This window comes from Mesorhizobium sp. P2_A8, assembly GCF_056404935.1.
Map to the genome: position 1 here is coordinate 119,002 of NZ_JBFUDB010000005.1, position 22,218 is coordinate 141,219.

The 22,218-nt window shown below is 61.5% G+C and carries 15 protein-coding genes; 5 read left to right on the forward strand and 10 right to left on the reverse strand.

Annotated features, from left to right (window positions below; genetic code table 11):
* The first annotated feature begins 10 nt into the window (after window positions 1–10).
* Window positions 11–781 (forward strand): glycosyltransferase family 2 protein, encoded by a 771-nt coding sequence (locus AC1D10_RS15820; RefSeq protein WP_477273315.1) that lies wholly within the window; start codon window positions 11–13, stop codon window positions 779–781.
* Window positions 782–863: 82 nt separating this feature from the next.
* Here AC1D10_RS15820 and AC1D10_RS15825 read toward each other — a convergent pair whose 3' ends face one another.
* Entirely contained in the window at window positions 864–2,753 is a 1,890-nt protein-coding gene (locus AC1D10_RS15825; RefSeq protein WP_477273317.1) for a sulfotransferase family protein, read from the reverse strand.
* Between the two features lie 203 nt (window positions 2,754–2,956).
* Between AC1D10_RS15825 and AC1D10_RS15830 the strand changes: the two genes are divergently transcribed.
* The 3 genes from AC1D10_RS15830 to AC1D10_RS15840 all read left to right on the forward strand — a co-directional run bounded on the left by AC1D10_RS15830 (window position 2,957) and on the right by AC1D10_RS15840 (window position 6,208).
* Window positions 2,957–3,670, forward strand: coding sequence for a class I SAM-dependent methyltransferase (locus AC1D10_RS15830; RefSeq protein ID WP_477273319.1), 714 nt, complete (start codon window positions 2,957–2,959; stop codon window positions 3,668–3,670).
* A gap of 164 nt (window positions 3,671–3,834) precedes the next feature.
* Entirely contained in the window at window positions 3,835–4,944 is a 1,110-nt protein-coding gene (locus AC1D10_RS15835; protein WP_477273321.1) for an OmpA family protein, read from the forward strand.
* Window positions 4,945–4,963: 19 nt separating this feature from the next.
* Window positions 4,964–6,208: a caspase family protein gene (locus tag AC1D10_RS15840; RefSeq protein WP_477273323.1), complete on the forward strand. Its 1,245-nt coding sequence runs from the start codon at window positions 4,964–4,966 to the stop codon at window positions 6,206–6,208.
* Window positions 6,209–6,275: 67 nt separating this feature from the next.
* Here AC1D10_RS15840 and AC1D10_RS15845 read toward each other — a convergent pair whose 3' ends face one another.
* Entirely contained in the window at window positions 6,276–6,851 is a 576-nt protein-coding gene (locus AC1D10_RS15845) for a DUF6931 family protein (RefSeq protein WP_477273325.1), read from the reverse strand.
* Window positions 6,852–7,045: 194 nt separating this feature from the next.
* Here AC1D10_RS15845 and AC1D10_RS15850 point away from each other — a divergent pair, with 194 nt between their 5' ends.
* Window positions 7,046–7,582 (forward strand): OmpA family protein, encoded by a 537-nt coding sequence (locus AC1D10_RS15850; protein WP_477274103.1) that lies wholly within the window; start codon window positions 7,046–7,048, stop codon window positions 7,580–7,582.
* Window positions 7,583–7,621: 39 nt separating this feature from the next.
* Here the strand turns inward: AC1D10_RS15850 and AC1D10_RS15855 are convergent, their stop codons facing one another.
* The 8 genes from AC1D10_RS15855 to tagH all read right to left on the reverse strand — a co-directional run bounded on the left by AC1D10_RS15855 (window position 7,622) and on the right by tagH (window position 22,159).
* On the reverse strand, window positions 7,622–9,268 hold the full coding sequence (locus tag AC1D10_RS15855; RefSeq protein ID WP_477273327.1) for a caspase family protein: 1,647 nt from the start codon (window positions 9,266–9,268) through the stop codon (window positions 7,622–7,624).
* A 214-nt stretch (window positions 9,269–9,482) separates the two neighbouring features.
* On the reverse strand, window positions 9,483–11,813 hold the full coding sequence (locus AC1D10_RS15860; protein WP_477273329.1) for a M23 family metallopeptidase: 2,331 nt from the start codon (window positions 11,811–11,813) through the stop codon (window positions 9,483–9,485).
* Window positions 11,810–12,220 (reverse strand): DUF1036 domain-containing protein, encoded by a 411-nt coding sequence (locus AC1D10_RS15865; RefSeq protein ID WP_477273331.1) that lies wholly within the window; start codon window positions 12,218–12,220, stop codon window positions 11,810–11,812. The genes AC1D10_RS15860 and AC1D10_RS15865 overlap by 4 nt, the downstream gene beginning before the upstream one ends.
* 108 nt (window positions 12,221–12,328) lie before the next feature.
* Window positions 12,329–14,764 carry a serine/threonine-protein kinase gene (locus tag AC1D10_RS15870; protein WP_477273332.1) on the reverse strand — a complete coding sequence of 812 codons (2,436 nt, stop codon included), beginning with the start codon at window positions 14,762–14,764 and terminating at the stop codon, window positions 12,329–12,331.
* 5 nt (window positions 14,765–14,769) lie between these two features.
* Window positions 14,770–15,543, reverse strand: a complete 774-nt coding sequence (locus tag AC1D10_RS15875; RefSeq protein ID WP_477273333.1) for a PP2C family protein-serine/threonine phosphatase — start codon at window positions 15,541–15,543, stop codon at window positions 14,770–14,772.
* A 156-nt stretch (window positions 15,544–15,699) separates the two neighbouring features.
* Window positions 15,700–19,263, reverse strand: a complete 3,564-nt coding sequence (gene tssM, locus AC1D10_RS15880) for a type VI secretion system membrane subunit TssM (protein WP_477273334.1) — start codon at window positions 19,261–19,263, stop codon at window positions 15,700–15,702.
* A 22-nt stretch (window positions 19,264–19,285) separates the two neighbouring features.
* The gene (gene tssL, locus AC1D10_RS15885; protein WP_477273336.1) at window positions 19,286–20,794 is read right to left on the reverse strand and encodes a type VI secretion system protein TssL, long form; all 1,509 of its coding nucleotides are present in this window, start codon (window positions 20,792–20,794) and stop codon (window positions 19,286–19,288) included.
* A gap of 303 nt (window positions 20,795–21,097) precedes the next feature.
* Window positions 21,098–22,159: a type VI secretion system-associated FHA domain protein TagH gene (gene tagH / locus AC1D10_RS15890; RefSeq protein WP_477273338.1), complete on the reverse strand. Its 1,062-nt coding sequence runs from the start codon at window positions 22,157–22,159 to the stop codon at window positions 21,098–21,100.
* Window positions 22,160–22,218: the final 59 nt, after the last annotated feature.

Genomic DNA, 22,218 nt, shown 5'->3' on the forward strand with positions numbered 1-22,218 from the left:
TCGAGGTTCCATGCTTTCCGTAATCGTACCGGTCTTCAACGAAGCAGAGACATTGCCACACGTCTTGGCGATGGTGAGTACGGCACTTCCCGCGGTGGCGAAGGAAATCATCGTCGTCGACGACGGCTCCTCCGACGGCACCCGCGAGTGGCTCAAGGCCAATTTTCCAACCGGTTCCCGCTACGCTACGTCTCTAACCGTCGGCGTCGACGGTGGTCTCGTCTTCGCGGACGAACCGGCGATTGCCCCCGTCACGGTGCGGCTGTTCTATCACGAAAGAAATAGCGGAAAAGGCGCTGCATTGCAGACCGGGCTGGCGGAAGTCAAAGGCGACGTCATAGTCATCCAGGACGCAGACCTTGAATACGATCCCGCGGACTGGACCGTTATGTATGACCTCATTGTCAGGCGAAAAATTGCAGACGTTGTCTACGGCTCACGTTTCTACGGCCGGCCTCATCGCTCGCTCTATTTCCACCACTATCTGGCCAATCGCTTCATCTCCCTGGCGTTTAATCTCCTTTATAATCAGACGCTTACCGACATCGAGTGCTGCTACAAGATGTTCACGCGGGACGTCATGAGCCGGCTGCGCCTGACCTGCAACGACTTTGGTTGTGAAATTCAGCTCAGCGCCCAGATCGCGCGTGCTGGCCGCTGGCGTATCTACGAGATGGGCATCAGCTATTTCGGCCGCACCTACGAGGAAGGCAAGAAGATCGGATGGCGCGATGGCGTCAAGGCAATCTGGTATCTCGCCCGCTTTCGGCTCTTTTCCTGAACCGAACGGCGCCGGCTCGGCTGCGATGGTTGATTGGTCCCGGCCCAATCAAGGCGTGCGGTGAGCGCTGGCCTTTTTGCTGTCAGCTCTCTGCAGCTGAGTTGATTTTCTCCAGTTCTGCCTCAAGCGTCTTGGCATACGCCTCGATCTGGGCCCGCGACTGTTCGAGGCTTTGGGCATATTCGACCGCGGCTTTGTTCGCCTCCCGCAACTGGACCAATGTTTCTTCCAGGGAGCTCGTGTAACGCGCGGCCTCCTCGGCACTCCGCGATCGCTCTTCCAACGTGACCTGCAAGCTGTGCACGTATCGACTAACCTCGCCCTTCAAAGTATCGCCGTCGGCGGCCTCTTCGCTCTGAGCCCGCGACTGTTCGAGGCTTCTGGCGTATTCGGCCGCGGCTTCGTTCGCCTCCCGTAGTCGGACCAGTGTTTCTTCCAGGGAACTGGCGTAACGCGCGGACTCCTCGGCACTTCGCGATCGCTCTTCCAGGGTCACCTGCAAGCTGTGAACATATCGACCCACCTCGCCCTTCAGCGCATTGCTGTTGGCTGCGATGATCGCCTGGGCGGTGCTTCGCTCGAGCGCCATTTTTTCCAGATGCTCGATGCCGATTGTCACCAGGCTCGATGGGACCTCGCCATTCTGCTGCCTGATCCAGTCGGAACTCCCTGCGGCCACAACGGCCAGAGACACACCGTCGAAGGCCATTCCGGTCTGCTTTGCCACGCCGCTGGCATAGCCAAGGCCATCCTGGTTCTGAAAAAGAATGGCGTCGAAATGCTGGGCGCGGAGGTGCCTCAACAACTGGATTGTTGAGGCCAGAAGGGACGGCTGGATCAGCGGGCCGTCCACGTCGAGATATTCGATGTCGAAGGAATGGCTTTCGGCAAAGTCCACGAAGGCATTCTCGTCCGCCTCGGTAAAAGCGCCGATGTCGACGATGGACATGTCGATGTCGGCGGCCATGGCGGCGTCGACCGCCGCTCTCGCCGCGCCGTCACCCTGGACAGGTTTCCAGAACAGGTCGCCGACAAAGCACAGCTTCCGCCGGCCCGTGCCCCGCCGCATGACGCGCAGGCGAGGACGCCCTGACGATCGCTGCGGGGGAGGAGGATGCTGAATGCCGGCATGGACATCGTCGAACGACTTCTTCACCGCGTCGAATACGGCAGGATCAGGCGTACGGCCTGCGGCGGCGCCATGCAGTTCGGAAAAGATCGGCGTGATCCATGCAGACCACACGCCCTGCCGGCAATCCAGGTCCTCAGGCTCTTGATGGTGGCGCAGTTCCCGCGACAGAAAGCCGTCGATCTCGGCAGCAGCATCCGGTATGGATTTTGGCCACGCGATCTTGAGTTCATCGCTCAGCCGGCGCGCGACCGATCTCCAGTCGTCCAGCAACGTCGAATAGTCGCAGAAAACCCTGTCGACGTCGCGCGTGTGTTCCTCGACTGCCAGATTGTACCGCAACCACAGCAGGCCGCCTCGCTCCAGAGGCCAGGATTGCCAGTCGCCTCCCAGGCTCTGCCGCTTCGCCAGCGAGAGCGCGACTTCCACCGGATTGCGCGAGATGACGACTGCGACGCACCGTATTTCCAGTTTGGCCAGCGCGACGCGCCACAAGGGAAACAGCAGCGAGATCCGCGGATCCTTCAGCACGAAAAGCGGATCGTCGCCGTATTCATCGGTAATCAGATCTTTCAGCCTGTCGACGAAGGCCTGTGCCGCAGGCCGTTGCAGCCATTCGCTGGAGGGTCCGTGGACATCGTTTTCGGGCGATTCGGCCAGACCCAGGATCTCATCGTTGAGGCGAACAGCGCCTTCCGGCTCCCAATGGCCGGTCACGTTGCCCAATCCCGCCGGATTGAGGTTGCGCGGCAAGGAGGCGCCGAGGAAACTGAGCATGCGCGCCAGCGCAGAGGTGCCGCTGCGGTGCATCCCTACGACGACTATGGCGGTTCTGCTGGTCATGAGACTTCCAGGGATAGGCGCTTGGTGTTTAACCGCGATCGAATATTACGGACGGGCAGGGCCATACGGGAAACCAGTTGAGCTGTTGGCAACGATAGCACCCGCATGCATAGTCGCCGCCTGGCGCGCGTAACCGACATATGACGTCCGGGTCATACTTTCATCTCCTGATTGAAACAGGACTTGGATTGGAGATTAGAGAGATGCACTCACCAGCACCAGTATCTTCCGGTGACCGCGACAGAGCCCAGGCGATCGTTTCAACGGTGCCGCATTGGCACCACAAATTTGAAGTGTTCCCGGGTGTGGTCACTCCGGGCTCTTACGATCCCCGGTTCCTGCTCGAAAAACTGCGATTGCCTGCCGATATGACTGGCCTGCGGGCATTGGACATCGGCCCCTCGGACGGCTTCTTTTCGATGCACATGGCTCGTCGTGGAGCGCAGGTGACGGCAGTCGACTATCGGGCCAAAAATGGCCACGGATTTGAAGCCATGGAGCAACTGACCGGTTTGGAATTCGATTACAGGCAGATGAACCTGTATGACATTCCCGGCTCGGATATCGGTGAGTTCGATCTCGTGCTGTTTCTGGGCGTTCTCTATCATTTGCCCGACATGATGCGCGCGCTGAACATTGTTTCCCGGCTGTGTCGGAGCCGCCTGCTTGTTGAAACGCAGTTCGAACCGGACCTGATGCCCGGCGTGGCGGTCGCGAAGTACTACGAAGCCGGCACACTTGCCGGCGACATCACCAATTTCTGGGCCCCCAACAGGGAATGCCTCTTTGCCATGTTGCGGGACACCGGCTTTCAGATCGATCGGGATGACGATTGGGGCAAGCGCCTGATGGTGGATGCTTCCGTTAGCGGTCAAGCAAAAGGCGAAAAGACGGGGCTGGCTTATGGCCTGATTTGAAACGCGGATGGTTTCTGGCAAGGCCGTTTCTCTAGGCACCTTGAAGTGATCCGGCGATCAGCGGAGATGCTCGCCAAGCGAGAGCAAGTGTTCTATGCTCGCTACCGGCACCGCATGGTCGTGATGTCGATACGGAAGTCTGTTGTCGTAGGCAGGGGGGTTCCATGTTCGAAGTCGTCGGGTTCTGGTGGAAAACACGCTCGAGAAGCTGGCTCGCCATAGAGGCACTTGGCTTGATCGTTGCTCTGTCCGTATTGCTTTTGCCCGGACTGGGCAGCGCGAACGCGCAACCGAACTGGACGCTTGATCCGACCGCCTCGGTGCTCACCTATCAGTCGGTCAAGAAGAACACGATCGTCGAAACCAACAAGATCAGGAATATTTCCGGCAGCCTTACCTCGACGGGTGATGCCAAGGTCACCTTCGACCTCAATTCGGTCGATACGGGGGTCGACCTTCGCAATGTCCGCATGCGGTTCCTTTTCTTCGAGACATTCAAGTTTCCGTCGGCCGAACTGACCGCCAAGGTGGATCCCGCGGCATTTGCCGACCTGGCAAGCAAGCGACGCGTGAAGGCGGTTCTTCCGTTCCGTCTCAACCTGCACGGGGTCGACAAGGATCTCGAGGCCAATATTGTCGTGACCATGATCAGCGACAACATGGTATCGGTCGCTTCGGAGGCTCCTGTCGCCGTGCATGTGGAAGACTTTGGGCTGCTGCCGAACGTCGACAAACTCCAGCAGGCGGCCAATGTGACCAACATTGTTCCGACGGCATCGGTGTCGTTCGATTTCGTGTTCACCGCTGACGGCAGCAAGTCGACTGCTCCCCAGCCCGTCGCGGCGAGCGCGGCCGATGTCGGCCCTGTCGCCACCGATGCGGCGAAGACCAACTTCAGCGACGAGGAGTGCCTCAACAGGTTTGCGGTGCTGTCGCGCACCGGGGCTATCTACTTTCGAACCGCGAGCGCGCGGCTCGATGCCCAAAGCCGCCCGCTGCTCACGGAGGTCGTCGGTGTCGTTGGCAAGTGCCCGGGCCTGAAGGTCGAGGTTTCCGGATACACCGATTCCGATGGGTCGCCCGTCGAGAACAAGCACTTGTCGGAGCGCAGGGCCGAGGCGGTTGCCGACGCCATTGTTGCCGCGGGCATTCCTCGCACGCAGATCGCGGCGACCGGCTATGGCGAGGATCGGCCAGTTGCCGCCAACGACACGCCGAAGAACAAGGCGCTCAATCGGCGGATCGAGTTTTCCGCCACCAAGCTCGTTAACTGAGGAAGGATCCGTTGTCCCGGTGGGTGTCGATCTGATTGCCCGTTGCGGTGGCCTTATGCGCGGCATCGGGCTCGTAGCGCTGGCACTGCTTTTGACCTTGTCGGCCGCCAGTGCCGAACGGCGCGTTGCGCTGGTCCTTGGCAACTCCCAGTATGAGCATGCCCCGGCGCTGACCAATCCGGTACGCGACGCCCAGGCAATGGCCGAACGCCTGAAGAGCCTGGATTTTGAAGTCGTTTCCGGCTTCGATCTGACCAAATTGCAGACCCAGACGACGATTGCACAGTTCGCCAAGCAGGTGCGTGGCGCCGACATCGCCCTTTTCTTCTATGCCGGCCACGGGTTGCAGGTTTCAGGCAGCAACTACCTTCTTCCGGTCGATGCAGCACTCGAGGACGAGACGTCGCTGGATTTCGAGGCGGTGCCGGTGGATTTCGTCCTGCGACAAATGTCGCGCGAGACCAGCATCAGGTTGATTTTCCTCGATGCGTGTCGTGACAATCCCCTTGCCGAGGTGTTGGCAAAGGCCGCCGGCGTCAAGGGAGCAAGAAGCGGCCTTGCCGAAATCCCGATCGAGAATGGCGGCGCCGGCACGCTGGTCGCGTTCGCCACCAGCCCCAACCAGGTCGCTTATGATGGATCGGGCGAACATTCGCCGTTCGCCTCGGCGCTGCTCGCGCATATGGGCGAAACAAATGTTTCCATCACCGAAGCGATGAACCGTGTTACCGCCGATGTCTTCAAGGCGACCGCCGGCAAACAGCGGCCCTGGATCAATGTCTCGCTGACCACCGAGGTCGTCCTGCACAAGATCGATCTCAACGCGCCGCTGATCGTCGGCGAGGCGAGCGCGCCGCAACCGGAAGGCGGCTCGGATGTGCGCAATGCCACGGCAAATCCGTCGGGCTCCGGCGACGACACCCAACTTGCACTCAATGTGCTTCGTCAGAAGATCCCGAAGCTTGCCTCGGACGACCCCATCTTTTTCGACCACCCTATCGATTTCGGTGATCCGGAAATCGATGGCAAGAGCATTGCCGAGCTCATCAAGGGCAAGCCACGCTTCAGTCCGGTGGAGGGGCTCGACAAGTCGGTATGGGAAGGCAAGCACTGCGACGGCTGCCACGAATGGAACGAAGCACGGCTGTGCGAACAGGCGAAAAATTTCGCCTCCAACGATGTCTCTGTTTTGCGCTTGCAGCATCCGCTTGGGACACGCTTCAAGGTGGCACTCGCCAAGTGGGCTCAAGGTGGCTGCAAGTAAGCCGGCAGAACTACAAAGACCTGAAGCGCGTCGCCCGAATCCGTTCGAACGCGACACGCCTTAAGCTCTAATATGCATCCGCTGATTGGCGCAGCGCCTCGATCTCGGCCATCTGGATGCCCATTTCGACAAATGCAGAAAGAACGGAAAACCGGTCAGCGAGCGCGACACGTGCCAGTCCGGCCAGAATCCCCGCATTGACCGCATGGGCAGCAGGAAATGGTTGCAAGGCGGATTCCGTCGCGGCCATGGCCGAACCATTGTCACGCCATCCCGCGGCCAGGGCAATCCAGCCGACCGGCGTTGTTGGCGATGTCGCCGCGGCCGTGCTGACGGCTGCCCGATGACGAGGACTGTCCGGTTCGCCCACCCAGTCGCGAACAAGCGCCAGCAGCTCGTGATCGGCCTCATCGAACAGGTCGGTCAGGTGGCTCAAACATTCATGGGCCCACCACACCGCGGCCCGCTCGGGAAGCAGGTAGGCACAGAATGTAATCGCTTCCTCGGGAACGCGCCCGGCGAGGAGGTCGCGGCAGAACTCGATCGGGTGCTGTTCGGTTGGAAGGGTTCGCATGTCCCGGGCAATAGCGGGACAAGCCATGAAAAGATCCCGTGCCGTTTTGAATCGGAGCCCATTGGCCATGACCGCCACGCTTTCATCGAGGAGCTTTGGCCACTCAAGCCCCCGGCGGGGCGCGGGTCAAGTCTCAACCCGCGGCGCGGCAACAACTGTCGGTCGGCAGCGTCGTGCCTCAGCGTTTGGCGACAGACAATTGCCTCGGAATTTGGTATGATCGCAGCCGCTCGAAATCTGGTGCTCAAACAGGAGGAGCCGCTATGCAGTGGAGCAGTTCAGCCTTTGTGTTGGCGGTCGTGTTTTTCTCGACCCACGCTTCCGCCGACCCCGTTCAGAAATCAGAAGACATTGTGAAGTTTTTTGCCGGTGCGGCCGATCTCGGCAAGTCGCGGGGAATTTGTGTCGGCTCCGAGGAGGAGTGCAAAAGCAAGAGCAAGGCAGGTGACACGGCAGGACAAAAATCCGGCCTCGACATGCTGATCAATTTCGGGCTGAATTCGGCCGAACTCGACACGACCGCGCGCGCGGAACTCGGCGAGTTCGCCAAGGCCCTGAAGGACAACCGGCTGAGCACTTTCAACTTCGTCGTCGAGGGATACACCGACGCTTCCGGTTCGGCCCGCTACAATGAGGGGCTGTCTCAGCGACGGGCGCAATCGGTGACGGCCTTCCTGACGGCCAGCGGCATCGAGACTGCGCGCATCAACGCGATCGGCATGGGTGAAAAGAATCCGCGCAGCCCCAACCCGTACGATCCTGTGAACCGCCGTGTGGAAATGCGGATAAAGACGCAATAGCCGCCCAAAACCGCACGGCGATCCTTGGAACGCCGGCGGTCAGTCCTTGAGCACGCCGCCTACGGCCACACCGGTGCCGAAGATCAGCGCCTTGGTGAGGAAGTCATTGTTGTCCTGGGGTGGCGGAAGATCATCCTGCCGCACTACAGTCTCGCGGTTGCGCCGCTTCTGAACGACCTTCTGTTGTTTGCGGGGTTTCTGTGCCACCGGCTTCGGCGTGCGGACCTTCTGCACCACCTGCTTTTTCGGCTGCGCCGCGCGGGCTTGATCGGCAGCGTGCCTGGCCCGCACACCTTCCATCATTGGATCTGTCTGGATCACCAGGAACGCCAGTTGCTCGCGCGTCAAATAGCTGGTCTGCGGGAGACCGTTCTTCGCTTGCCAGATGCCGATCGCCTGACGGGTCTGTGGGCCTATGGTGCCGTCGATGCGCCCAAGCTCATTGCCCAACGCTTCGATGCGCAATTGCAGGTCGATGCGGCTCTGGCGATCGAGGCCGATCGCACTTTCGGTCAACTCGGTGCCCGGTATTTGCTTCACCTCGTCCGGAACGCCGACCGAGGTGCGCACGGTAGAGCCGGAACTGGCGTTCGCCTGGTCCGTATCGAGTGCCGCGACCTGCCGGTTCTGGGCTTTCGGGTCGTTCAATTCGTCGATGTTCAGCCGCGCCACGGTGGCGAAGCGACCGTTCGGAAACTGGTCGAGATAGGCCTCGTAGAACGGAATTGAATTGCGCTTCGAAGCCTCATCCCAAAGACGTTGCTCGACTTCCCAGGAAGGAGGATCACTGGCAACAGGGGCAGGAGCGGATGTCGCCGCGCCATTCGATCCGTCGGCCATGGGATTTGCAGCCGGCGCCGCTGGCGCGACGGGTTTTCCCAGGAAAACCTCGCGTCCCAGCGACGCGTTATGCCAGGGCCTCTGGCGACCTTGCGTGGTTTCGGTCACTTCGCCGCGCACGCGCGTCAGCGCACCCTGGATTTCGACACCGGGTTCGGTCAGATGCCGGGCGAGCGCCGTCGAGTAAGGACTGTCGACCCCATTGCCGTCGAAAGCGATGGCGCCAGGATCCGTTGCATAGGCAATCAGGAGGCCGCCGGTTCCGACGCCGTCCGATTTTGCTTCGACCGGCGCCAGACCGGTACCCAACGAGGTGGAGCGGCTCTTCGGCATCGCGGCGGCCAGCGTCCTTGCCAGCGGATTGTCGCGGCAGGCATCGAGGATGATGACGCCAACCGCCGGGTCGGGCGGCAAAGCAGCCATGAAATCGTCGATCTGAACGGTGCGGGTCTTGAGAAAGGCCGGCGACGTCAATTCGGCGTCGACCGGTATCAGGTAGTTTTTGCCATCGACCTGCATGCCGTGACCGGCATAGAAAATGACCGCGAGGTCCGCGTCGTAGGATTGCTCGGTAAACCGGCTGATGAGGCTGTGCATACCTGCATTGTCCTGGTCGACCCCTTCGATCACCTCGAACCCGGCATTGCGCAGTGTCGACGCGATGAGGCGGGCATCGTTGGCGGGATTGGGCAAGGTAACCGCATGGACGTATTTGCTGTTGCCGATCACCAGCGCGACGCGCTTGGCGTCGGGCGCGGCAGCCTCAGCGCCGGTGGCGGCCAGGGCGCCGAATGAGGCAAGGAAAAACAGGATAAACCCGCTCAGAAAGACGGCTAACGCTTTCATTGACCAGCCCTCCGCCCATCAGGGCGCGCTATTGATGTCTGCGCATGCTAAATTTCGTCGGCGACAGAGTCGCCTGTGCCAAAAAATGGCTCCTGGGCGTATGTGATCTTGACCATGATTTTGGTTCACAAACGGCCCGAAAAAACTTTGTCTATGATAACACTTGGCAGCAGGAACACCAATAGTCCGGGAGGCTCACACCGCGCGGCCGGGTTCAAAGCGTATTCTGAATCGAGCTTATGAGGGCTGTGACGGCCTGCTTGTATTTTTCGAATTCCGGCGATGTCTGGCGGATCTCCGTGGTCGTTGTCTGCGGGCCGGCGTCAGTGGCCATGCGGCTCAGCTTTTGGCCCATCTTCCTTTCGGCCCAGTCCACCACAGAACTGGCTGTCTTGCCGGTGAGAAACGGGTTGGCCTGGATGACGGCCGACCCCAGCACGGCGCTCAGTTGCGCCGAACCCGCCGCCGACAGCACCTGATGCGCGCCTTCCATTCCCAGGAAATGACAGAGATACAGCCGGCCGGCTGTGATCGGGTGACCGCGCGCCCGAAGGTAGGCCTCGCCTTCGCGTGCCAGATTGCGCACCATCTCACGCGAGATCGTGGCGTCGTAGCGCAGGGCGAGCAGGTCGGCAGTTGACAGCGTGCGCGCAAGTTCCGGGCGGTAGGTATTCATCATCCTGATCCAGGTCTTCGTTATGAACTGACCGGCGCCGGTCGCTGAAGAAAGTGGGTTTTTGGCGCGAGCGCTGCCACCACTTTCGACATGAACGATACGGTCGGTGAGCGTTTCGACGGCGGAATCGTCCGAAGCGATCGCGGTAACCGTGCCCAGGGGGTCGATTGCCTCGCCGTTCTGATAAAGTTCGAAATGCAGGTGAGGCCCGGTCGAAAGGCCGGTGGTGCCGATGTAGCCAATGATGTCGCCGGCTTTCACCTTGGTGCCGACACCGGCCGCGATTGCAAATTTCTGCATATGCGCATAGCGCGTCTCGCGCCCGTTTCCATGCGAAATCTTCACCAGATTGCCATAGTTGCCTCCATCGCCCTGGAAGGTGATCTCGCCATCGAAGGCGGCTGCGATCGGCGTGCCCACTGGCGCCGCCCAGTCGACGCCCTTGTGGATGCGAACGGTCCCGAGAATTGGATGCTTGCGTGGCCCGAAGGTGGAGGTCATGACCCCGTTGACCGGCGTGACCATGCCGTTGGTGACGGTCAGCGAGCGAACCTGATCGTCACCCGAAACGCATGCAAACTGGCCGTCGCTTTGCTGGAAGACGAAACAGTCGAGGCTTTTCTCGGTGCCCTGGACGCCCACATACAGCACCCGCCCGGCACCCTCGTCCTTGCCGCGCGGCGTCTGCGAATAGATCAGCACAAGACGCTGGTCCTCGCTTGCAAAGGCGTCCAGATCCTGTCCTCTCGAGAGATACATGATCGCTTCGCCGATCACGCCGGTCGGAACATTGTTGCGGGCCGCCGTCGAGTAGATCGCGTCGAGCAGACGATATTGCCTTTTGTGCGTGCCTTCCGCCTGTGCGCCCGAATAGTTGAACAGGTCTTCGCGGACCCAGGGATCGACACCCGATACGAACGCGCCGGCGGCGTTGCGCGTCAGCGTGCCGACAAACACGTTCTTGGCGTAGACCGAAACCTGCATGAGGGACATCGTCGTCGTCTCGCGCGTCGGCCTGAACCCGCGCATGGCAACGACATAGCCGGGTTCCAGGCCGTCCCGGTTGAAAAGCGCCTTCAGGGCCTCGCCTGCCAGCTTGGCATCGTCGGCGGAGAAATGCGCATCCAGGATTACGCTGTCCAGGCTGCGGTCGTTGAGGATCTTCACGAACGTGTCTTCGGTCGCCTCGAACCGCTGATACTCATTGGTGACGACCGCGACGCTCGTGTTGTTTTCGATCTGGGTCTTCTGGAATGCAGGAAGGGCTGCATCACCTGCATCGATTGTCTCACCCCAGCCGGCTTCGGGATCGTCGACGTCGGCCTTCTGGTCCGAAGCTGCCGCCGGTACCCCCGCTTCCGGCGATGGCTCAAGATCGTTCTGCAGATCGCCGGATGGCGCTGGAGCGGTCTTTCGTTGCGCCTGGAAGAATGCGAAATCCTCCTGCGTGGATGGAATCGTCGTCATGAATTTCTCGCTGGCGCTCAGCATGACGTCGGACAGAATTTCGATCTGGGGAGAAACGCCGGCCTGATCGAGCTCCGCCGGGCGCGGCATCGTTCGGCCCTTCGTTGCGGCACCGGCATCGGGCGCCAGCGTGATCCACATCGGATCCCCGGCGAGGTCGATGATGGCAGGCACATAGACGGATGCATCGGCCGGCACATCGTCCACTCCTTCGACCGCGTGCAACTCCTCATCTTCGTCGCCGAACGACCAGTAGTCCGCGGTGAGGTAGAACCCGGCGGCGATCGAAAGCAGGACAACCACTGCCAGACCGGCAACAAGCCTGCGCCAAAGCGTGCGCCTGCGAAGGGCCGCGCGCGCCTGCTTTTTCTGCTTGAAGCTCGTGTCGATACTGTGCGTCACGGATTGCTTCCGGTCAGGAAGAAGGTCCACCGCACCTGTTCAAGCGTATCGACTTCGAGAAATTGCGCCGCGATGTGGCCGCGCTGCCAGCATTCGTCGATGCCGCGTATCGAGAAACGGCGCCGCTCGATGCACATTTCGGTCGATCCGGTGAGGATCGCATGACCAAACACGTCCGTCGCATAGATGTAGATGTAGCGGTTCGTCAGTTCCTCGCGGATGACGTTCACGCATTGATTGGCCCCGATGGTCCACCAGCCGTCGGTCTGGTCCGCATTGTCGATCTTCTGGCCGACGGCGAGATTGACGACGTCGAGCGTCTGGTTGCAGACGGTGAATTCGGCGCGCGCTTCGCTGGATGACAGCACGGCCAGCAGTGCCACGCCCGCCATGACCGCAAGCCTCATGCGGCCCGTCAGCGCAAGCAGGGCTCGAACCGGATCACGCTGCTTTATGGGCAGGTCGGCAGACGAGTTGGGCAAACACGAGCGGCGGCGTTCCATCGGGCGCCCATGCTATCCGCCGAGCCGGAAATACTTGGCAGTGGCTGAGAACTGAGACCCGTCGGTCTCGATTTCTTCCAGGATCTTGGGCAGCAGCACCGAAGCTGGCGTGGGCGTGGAGAACGTAGCCGCCTGGATATCCTGGGGCCCCGTGATCACCAGTATGATCTGCGGCACCGCCTTTCCGGCGGCCTTGTCGGCGGCGCCGAGACCAATCGGGATGCTGAAGCTAGCCTTGCCCGATTGTGCGACAATGCGGTCGTCGAGATTGAACACCATGCCTTTGTGATCGATCAGCAGCACGCTGGAAATGAGCCCGCCACGCGTCACCAGCGTGCCGCTGATCGGCGTACCGTTCGGCACCGATGTCCGATCGAGAGCGAGCTGCGGCTTGTCGGCCGCAGTCTGCCCCACAAAGCGCAGAAAGTTGGTGACTTCGCATTGGCTTGGCTCAATGAGGCGGACGCTGATGTCCGGCTCGACATGGAACCTTGCCTGGAAATCGCCCAGCATCTGCTCGAATGGCTGGACCGCCGTTCCAAATCCTTCGATCGCGGCGGCCTTGTCGGTTGCCGACGTCATGGTGGCGTAGAAACAGTCGCCGCCGCCGAAGTCGCGAACCCAGGCGACACGTTGCGCGATGTCGTCGACGGCCGGGGGAACCTCCGGTTTGGGCACGTTCAACGCGACGACTGGTTGGTCCGGCTGTTTGGCTGCCGGCGACGCAGCCTTTTGGCTCTCGGCGTTCGCGACATCCGTCTGGCTTGCAGTGGGTTTGGGCGCCGGCGCGGGCGCTGCCGGCGGGCTGGTCTGTGGCTCGGGCTTTTGGCTCTCGACAACCTTTGGCTCAGCCGGCGGCGGCGTTGACACCGTCTCGGCTGCTGGCGGGGCTGGAGCGGTCGTGTCAGGCGGAGCCGACGTTTGACTGTCGCTGGTCATCGTATTTGGCGCGACTGCGGGCGATGGTTTTTCGGGCGTCGGCTGCGCGTCGGTTGCGGACGGCTTCGCGGGCTCCTCGGTCTGCGAGTGGACTTCGGCGGGCTTGGCCGGCTGCTGCTTTTGCGCCGCGGCGGCATCTTGCTGATTGTCAGCTGTCGGTGCGCTGGCCTCCGGCTGCGCGGGCGGAACCGCCTTTGCCGGCTCGGGGGCGTTCGCGACATTGTCCGCGGGGGCGGGCTTTGACGTTTCTGCCGCGGGCTGTGATGGCTCTGGCGCGGAAAGCGATGTCTTGCCGGCCGTCGGCGTCGCAGGCGTCATGAATCCGCCCAGATACAGGCCAGCGCCTGAGGCGACAGCCAGCGCCGCCAAGGCGGCGATCGCCATGGTTCGGGTCTTTGTGGATTTTCCAGGTGCATGCGCGGTGACCGCGCGTGGCGGACCGGCGATCGCCGGAGGCCGCGCCTCGGACAAATGCGCGGGCCGCACATGCGGGACGAAGGGCTGTCCACCTGCACCCGTTGCGGGCGAGGCGTCGCGCCTCTCGACATTGGAAGGCCGGGCCTGGGTCCTGGTGTCCGGCGCAAGGGTTCCCCCGGCTCGCGGCAAACCCGTCCGGTGGGGTGTGGTGGAAGTCGGCGGCGTTGTCCCCTCGCTGTCGTCACGCGTCATCCTGGCGATTTCCGCCATGCTGATCGGCCGGTCTTGCGGATCCGGCTGCAGCATGGCTTCAACAATGTCACGAAAATCGTCGTCGATGTCGGAGAGATCAGGCACGGTCCGGCGCTTTTCGATGACCTCGAACTGCGACCCGCTCATGTCGATCGGCTTGCCGCGCAAAGCCGCAACCAGCACCAGGCCCAGGCTGTAGATGTCCGACTGTTCGCTGACGTCGCCGCCGTAGAGCCCGAGCTGTTCGGGTGAGACGTAGTTGTACTTTCCGGCGAATTTTCCGCCGATCAGTGTCTCACCACCCACTGTCGCCGATCGTGCGATACCGAAATCGATGATCTTTGCACGGTCGACCCGGCCTCCCGGCAGGATGATGTTGTCCGGGGAGAGGTCGCGGTGGATCGCTCCCGCCTGATGCACGGCGCTCAGGCCGGACGCGAGGCGATGGCAGAGCTTGCGCACCTCTTCGGTCGGCATCGCGCCGCGTCGCATGATGTCGAACAGCGACTCGCCGTCGACGAATTCCATGGCAAGGTAGGGACGGCCGATCCCGGGATCGATCGTGAAGACGTGATACCGCACGACCGCATCATGCGACAGGTGATTGAGGATCGATGCCTCCTTGCGGAACAGGGACAAGATCGTCTGGTCACGGGCGAACTCGGGCAGGACGATCTTGATCGCGACGTGATCGCCGGTCTGGATGTTGTGGCCCCGGTAGACCTCGCCCATGCCACCGAATGCGATCCGCTCGTCAAGCTCGTAGATGCCGCTGAGTTGCGTGCCCACGGCGGTGTTGGCCACGCCCGCCGATATTCGCGTCTTGTCGTCGGCGCTCATCAGCCTCAACCCTCCGCCTTGTACGGATCTGGACGGGGCGATTTCCCATCGCGCCCGTCTCCGATCTTCACAAGCACGATAGTCACGTTGTCTGTTCCGCCACGCGCCAGCACCGTTTCCAGCAGGTTTTCGCAGGCCGCCTGAGGTGTCGCGGACACGGTCGCCGCCTCGATCTCGGCGTCGGTGACATGTGCCGTCAGCCCGTCTGTGCTCAACACAAAAATGTCCCCCGGCATGATTTCGCCTTGCTGGAAATCGATGACGATCTCGTCGCTGACGCCGACCGCGTGCGTAATGACATTGCGGCGCGGCCAGGTGAGCGCTTCGGCTGGGCTGATCATGCCCCTGTCGACGAGTTCCTGAACTTCGGTGTGGTCCTTCGAGATCTGCGAGATCGAGGCGTTGCGGATCAGATAGACGCGGCTGTCACCCGCCCACAGGCAGGCAAACCGCCCATCCATCGCCAGCAGGGCGGCAACGGTGGAGCCGATGGTTATGCCGCGAGATTCGGATATGCCGCGGATCTCGGCATTGGCCCTGCTCAGCCTGTCCTCGAAGCGCGCCCGAAGATCAGGTGCGGAGCTCGCTATGCCGATCGTTGCCAGATGATCGACGATACTGGCGGAAGCGACCTCTCCCGCGTCATGTCCACCCATTCCGTCAGCGACCACCCAGAGGCCGGTTTGCGGCTCGACCAGATAGTTGTCTTCATTGAGCTCACGGACACAGCCTTTGTGGCTCACGCCGAAGCTTTCAAAGGGAAGGGCGACATTGTTCAATTTGCCACCAAGCGCTTCTCAAGCGTCCTCTGCGGCGCACCTTTGGGCGCTCGCTCGCGCCACTTTGCCACAGGCTCGAACATTAAAGTATCGAAAACTAAGCTTTGGGGTGGGTGGTCTACGGACCGGCGCCATGTCGACCAGATCAACCCCATCTCAAAACGCCTTGGGACAGCTGAACCCGGAAAGCGCGGGGAGGAAGAAGGGGTTGGAGCCGGAGCCAGTCTGGACCGAATAGGTAACGTCGCGTCCACCGATGACGAAGCGTGCTTGCACGCTGCTGTCGTTGCTGGTGATGGCGGCCTTGTCCAGAAGCCGCTTCAGTGCCCACTGCCCTTCGAACTTGATGGCGGATTCGCGGCCTGGCATTTCCGGCGTCAGGCTTAGACTGGTGGACGCGGAAGCCGTACCGCTCGGCCAGGTCACCGTGCTCGGTGCGTTGTCGGTCTGGTTGCTCTGGACGATCTGACCATCGACGTCGAGTATCGCCGCATCGGCATCGCCATGCAGTGAGAACGGTGTGAAGGTGACGCTGACCGAGGGCACAGAACCGCCCGCTGGAAAGAAGGCGCTGCGGATCTCCGCAGCCAGCTGGAAGTCTTTCAGGGTCGATTTCGACAGGTCGCGTCCGAAACGCGCATCCTGTTTCCAGCTCCAGTCCTGTCCGGTCATGTCGATCAGCGATGCAAGATTTTGTGCGAAGAACCGGTCCATCAACCCGCCTGGGGCGAACAATTTCGCGAAATCCGCCATGGCAACATCCTCGGTGCCGTCGCCGGCAAACGGATAACGGCCGTTGATCGCCGCCTCGCAGGGGGCCGTGACCGTCTGGTCGAGTAGCTGGTTCAAGTTTGCCACCGAGGTTTCGGCGACGTTGCCTTCAAACTCATCTGCCGTCGCATTGACCATCCGGCCGAGCTGCCTGGGCAGGCGCGAGACATTGGCGCGAAGAGTGGCTATCTGCAGCTGCAGGTTCGTATTGACCCGCTCGGTCTGCGAAGGAACTTCGGCTGCCAGTTGCAGGCTCTGGAAGATATCGCTGAAGTTCTGGGTCAGTGCGTCGATCGGGCGGTGTCCGGCAGGGCCGTTCACAAGCGCCTGGAATGATCTGAACTGCGCTTCAATGTTCGCACCTGGATTCAGGTTCTGCATGGCGGCAGACCCTGTGCCGGCGCGGCTTTGCGATTTGCCCGTGGCGATTTGTATGCCGATGCGGGCCAGGCCCCTGGCGAAATCCGCGGCGTTCCCTGGCTGGTTTTGAGCCGTGCCTGCTTCAGTCTCGGCGCCGGGACCGTTGCCGTCGCCTGCGTCTCGCGTCAGGGCTGTTTGATTGGCGATCGCCGCAAACAGCTGGTTTATTGGCGAGGTTGGCGAGGCAGCGGCTGAAAGCGCGATGTAGTGCGGCTTGTCCGTCAGCATCGCCTTGAATTTCAACTGGTCGAGAACGCTGTTCCACGCCGCCGCGAACTCCTTCCCGTAGCGATCGAGAAGTTCGGGTCCGAGCTTGAGCAATTGCTGATCGATGTCGCCTTGTTCGCCGCCCCCACCGAGAACCCACTGCTCGTCGACGAGCATCTGCGCCATGTGCGAAAGTTGCCGGAGATAGAAGGTGCTGAAGCCGGCATGGGTGTAGAGACCGGGAACACGAAGACCTGACAGATCGCTGCCATCGATGCGCTCGAACAGCAGCGGTGCTTCCGGGCCACCTTTCTGGGAGACGGAAAAATCGTCCAGCGCTGCCGCGTATACCGCCGACTTGATCAATGCGGTAGCTCGGTCGGCAAGGCTCATGCGCCCGAGAGAGCGTTGAGCGGCTTCAACAAGCGGCTGGTTGAGTTGGAAGACGGGATCATAAGCATCGTCCAGGGCGAGCATGGCGCGCAGATGCTTTTCGAGTTGCTCGCGTCCTTCGCGGTTGTTTTCGCCTGGATATCGGTTCTGTTCCCAATCCTGCTTCATCCAGGAAACGATGAGCGCGTCATCGACCTTCGGCGACTTGCCGCCAAGCATCAGATAGATTTTCAACGGTTCGTAGAGCGCGACGGGATCAGCCATCTTGGCCTGGATCGTCCGCTCGGCCTGGATCAGCAGGCGTGATCGGAACATTCGTTCCAGCGCTTGCCGATAAGCCGTTTTGGATGCCGAGAGAAGTCTCTCCCGCTGGCTGAGGCCGAACGTCTCCTCGATCGGTGTCGGCAAGTCACCGGTTTCGAACCCGGCCGGCAGATCACGCAACTGGTCGAGCGGGCCGATGACGTTTTCGAGGTCGACATCGGTGACCGTGGTCGCCTTGAGCAGCGGGGCCGCCGTCTCGCGATACTGGCCTATGGCCACAGTTGTGGAGGCGATCAGCGACCGGTTGGCCGCGAAGCTCAGGGCGAGCGTACCCAGTGCAGCGGCCGCGACCAATGTTATTGCGCCGAGGCCGCCGAATCTGGCGATTGCCGCACGCCTTGCAGCCGATCTGTCGTACGAAACCCATCCGGATTCGGCAAAAATGACGTCCGTCAGCAGATCGTGCAGAAAGAAACTCTTTCCGGTGCCGGAAAGGTGGGCTTTCGAACCGCTGCCGAAACTGCGGCCGATAGCGCCCAGCACCTGATCGATGGGCGTTCCCTCTTGCGTGCCTGACGAGAAGTAGAGCCCACGCAGGCTGACGTTCACCTGGCTGCGGGTCGGGTCGAACAGGCTGGCGACAAAACTGGTAATTCGCCCCCGGAGCGCGCCGAACTGTACCGGAAAGCCAAAGATGGAGATGCGGGTGACCGGATCGGCTTCTTCCTGGAGGCGGTCGGCCATCTCGTCTGCCAATCGCTTTGCCAGCGCGTCGAATTCGGCAGGGGCCTCGGCGGCCATGTTCCTGTCGCGCTCCGCGGTCTGGAATGTCGCGCCCCATACCTTGCGCCTGCGCGGCTCGTCGAAACCGCCGAAGTAATCCATGAACCCGGAAACAAGATCAGCCTTGGTGAACAGCAGATACACCGGAAACTGGATTTTCAGCGTCTCGTGGATTTCCCTCAGGCGGCTGCGTATCTCGACCACGTGCGCATCAAGCTGCTGATCGTCGAGGCTCATCAGATCGCCAAGGCTGATGGCCAGGATGACGCCATTTATCGGTTGCCTGGTGCGGTATCGCTTGAGCAGCGACAAGAAGGCGAGCCAGCTCGTCTTGTCGCTCTCGGCATTGGAGTCCTGCGTCGTGTAGCGGCCGGCGGTGTCGATCAGCACGGCCTGGTCGGTGAACCACCAGTCGCAGGCGCGTGTTCCGCCAACGCCAGCCACCGGTTGGGCGGTCCCCGAACCGGCAAGCGGAAAATTCAGACCCGAATTGACCAGTGCCGTTGTCTTGCCGGCACCCGGCGGACCTATGACGACGTACCAGGGGATCTCGTAGAGGAAGTTGCGCTTGCCGCTCGACCGTTTGAGCGCCGCCACGGCCTCATTCATGCGGGCTTCGAGCACCCGCGAATCGTCATCGCGGTCGTCGTTGTGTGCAACGACAGTTTCGAGCTTTTTTTGCGCCTTTCTCGCTTGCCAGAAACGCAGCCCGTAGAAAAGCGCCAGCGCAGCCACGATCACACCAATGATCGTCGCGCGCAGCCAGGCAGGTCCGAGCGGACGGGTATCGGCGAAGCGGATCAAGGGCCCGGCAAACCACACTGCCGCCGCGAAACCGGCCAGCGCGGTCACGCTGAACATCCGCAGCAGCCAACGCGTCATGGGCGCTTCCACCTGGCCGTGCTCACAATGTTTCCTCCCTGGGGATCATCACATCGACACGGCGGTTCTTGGCACGGCCTTCCAGCGTCGCATTGTCGGCAATTGGCTCGTCCTCGCCCTTGCCATCGACCGATAGTCGCGAGGGATCTTTGAATTTCGATGCCATCATCGTTTCCACAGCCTTCGCCCGGGCGACGGAAAGGTCGAAGTTGGATTTGAACGGGCTCGATTTTCGCGGTTTCACATTGTCCGTGTGGCCAACGATCCGGATTGGTCCGGGCTCGGGTTCCAGGGCCGCGGCGATGTCCGCGGCAATAGGCTGGAATTCCGGCTTCGCCTCGGCCCTGCCGGACTGGAACAGCAGGAGATTGTTGATTTCCACCACGATGAAGTCGCCCTTCGTGCCGATGGTCAGCCCACCGCCTTCGACTTCCTTGGCCAGTGCCGAGCGAATGCGATCGATCTGCGCGGTGGCTGCAGGTGGCGTGACTTTCGCCGGCTCGGCCAACGGCGCCACGCTGGCGCGCTCGATGGCGACCGGCGTCGATGGGTTGAGTGCCAGCAATTCACCTGCGGCGGCGTCGCCTTCATTGGTGATGAAGACCCGCAATGCGAAGAACGCCGCCGTCAGCAGCGCCGTCGCCGCTGCGGCAACGACCCAAAGCGGCAGGCGGGCCGACGGCTGCGCCATCGTCGCCGCCAGGCCCTGCCAGTGCGGGGAGATGTCTTCGCCGGCATGCGCCCTGAAATAGCGAAGCGTTTCGTAGACGTCGCGTCGAACGCGTTCGAGATTGCTGTCTTCGCGCGTCAGGCCTCGATACTGGCCCTCGAAACCCAGCGACAGGCAGGCATGCATCAGTTCGAGCAGATCGTAGTGCGTCTCGGGAATGGCCAGTATCGTGTTCAGGGCTTCGTAGAAGCCTGTGCCGGTGGTCTCGGTGTGAAAGAACTGCCGCAGCATGCTGTGTTGCGCCCAGTCGTCACTCTTGGGCCAGGGCAGGTTGCCGATGAGATCGTCGGCGGTTTCGCACAGAGCAAATTTCGCAATCCGCGCATCCTCTTCGGGAACGCCTGACTTCCCCATTGTGCGGTCGAATTTTTCGATCGCCTCGGCGACATGTTGCGCCAGTGGCTCGGCTTGTCTTTCGACGGACATCAGCCTGAGCTGCCCGAACAGCATCAGCAAGGGTGCCGCCGCGGCGAGTATCGGGTTTGCCGTGGAGTATTTGACCATGTCCGCGGCGCCCAGCAGGGTCTCCTGCTCGATGACCGGCGTCGGCACGGCGGCGGAAGAGCCGGCGCCCGCGGCAGCCAAAGCCGCGCCTTGATAGATCACGGTTCCGGATGTCCAGCCCCGCGGTGTATGTGGCCCCAAGCCAGGATCGAACACCGTTGAATCCTTGACCGGGGAAGGTTGGCTTCCGTCCGCGACAGGCAGATCGGGACCTGGTGGCGATTTTTGCGCGCGCCGTGCACTTGCGCGAATGACGGTCTTGCCCGCCGGGCCGAAGGGGTCGTCCTTCGAGCTCATCGCCGATCGTCCGTGCGGGCGGTGTACCCGCGATTGGGCGAGATAGGCCGGTTCAGGTAAAGAAAAGGCAGCAGCTGCCAGCCGTGGCAGTCTCCGGAGGACGATTGGCTAGAAAACGCTATCCCGCCGTAACATGACATTTGCCGCAGACCCCCAGCTCAATGAGTCTTACCCGCTTGGCGAACTGTCGTATGCGATCGTAATCTCGGAAACTGCCGATTGGAACCGGATGCCTGATGTCGAAGAGACTTTTCTTCGCCGATTGGTGTGCGATGCGTTTCTTGGCCGTGTTTCCTGGATCGCCTATTTTGGCTTGTCGGCTTTGGCGTAGGCCTCGCTGAAATAGGCCAGGAATATATCCAGCATGCCGTTTTCGTGTGCTTCCTCCATGGTCCGCCATGTCGCGACATACGCGTCCCAGGCCTGGCTCTTCTTCGACGAAAACGACGTCGGGGGGAGTTTCCTGCCGATCGCCTCGGGCGACAGGTCGTCAAGCAGCCGGGAGAGCGCAGCTTGCATGGCTGCATAGGTGGCGAATTCGTGCGTCTTGAGATCGCGGAATGCATCTTCGATGCTGCGCCTGGCATCAAGATAGCCGGCCCTGCGGCGGGCGAACATGATTTCGAGGATGTCGTCGGTTCCCGGAACGAACTTCAGGGGATTGTTGTCGGCGGCGCTGATCATCGTTCGTTGTGTGCTCTTGGCCAACATTTTCGCGGCCGCGCGTGCCTTCAGCAGCAAGGTCAGTTCCTCGACCACCGTCCGCAGGACCGCGCCGATTTCGGCAGCAACTTCATGCGGGTCGCGCAATTGGAGCAATTCCGGCGAAATACCGGCTCCGATCGCGATCTCACGCAGCACTTCGTCCCTGGTCGAGGGCAGGGGTGTGGGGGGTGACGAGTTTGCCGGCGCCGGAACGCGCTGCCCGGACCGTTGCTGCGCAGGGTCGAAGAAAGGCCCATCTCCGAATTCCAGCGACCGGCCCGCCGCGACCGGCATTTCTCGCTGCGCCGAACCGTGGCTGGTTTGGGGATAGCCCGCCGTGGCGCGCTCCTCGTCGATCGATACGAGGATGATATAGCGGCCGATCAGCATCCGGTCGCCATGGCCCAGCCGATGCGGGCCGGTCAGGCGCTGGCTCGATCCGTTGATGAAGGTCCCGTTGCGCGAGATATCGTGCAGCCAGAACGCGCCTGCCTCGTATCGAACCTCGCAGTGCCGGCCCGAGATGAACTTGTCGGGGTCCGACAAGGTCCAGTCACAAGCATCGCGTCCGATTTCGAAGCCGCGATCGCGCGCTGAGTATCCGGTCGACATTCCAGCGGGCAAGGCGTCGATATTGTTGATTTGTAGACTGATATACATCCAAGATCGCCGTCGATCGTTGATCGATACGCGACCATTCTAGCAGTTTGCGCGTAAAA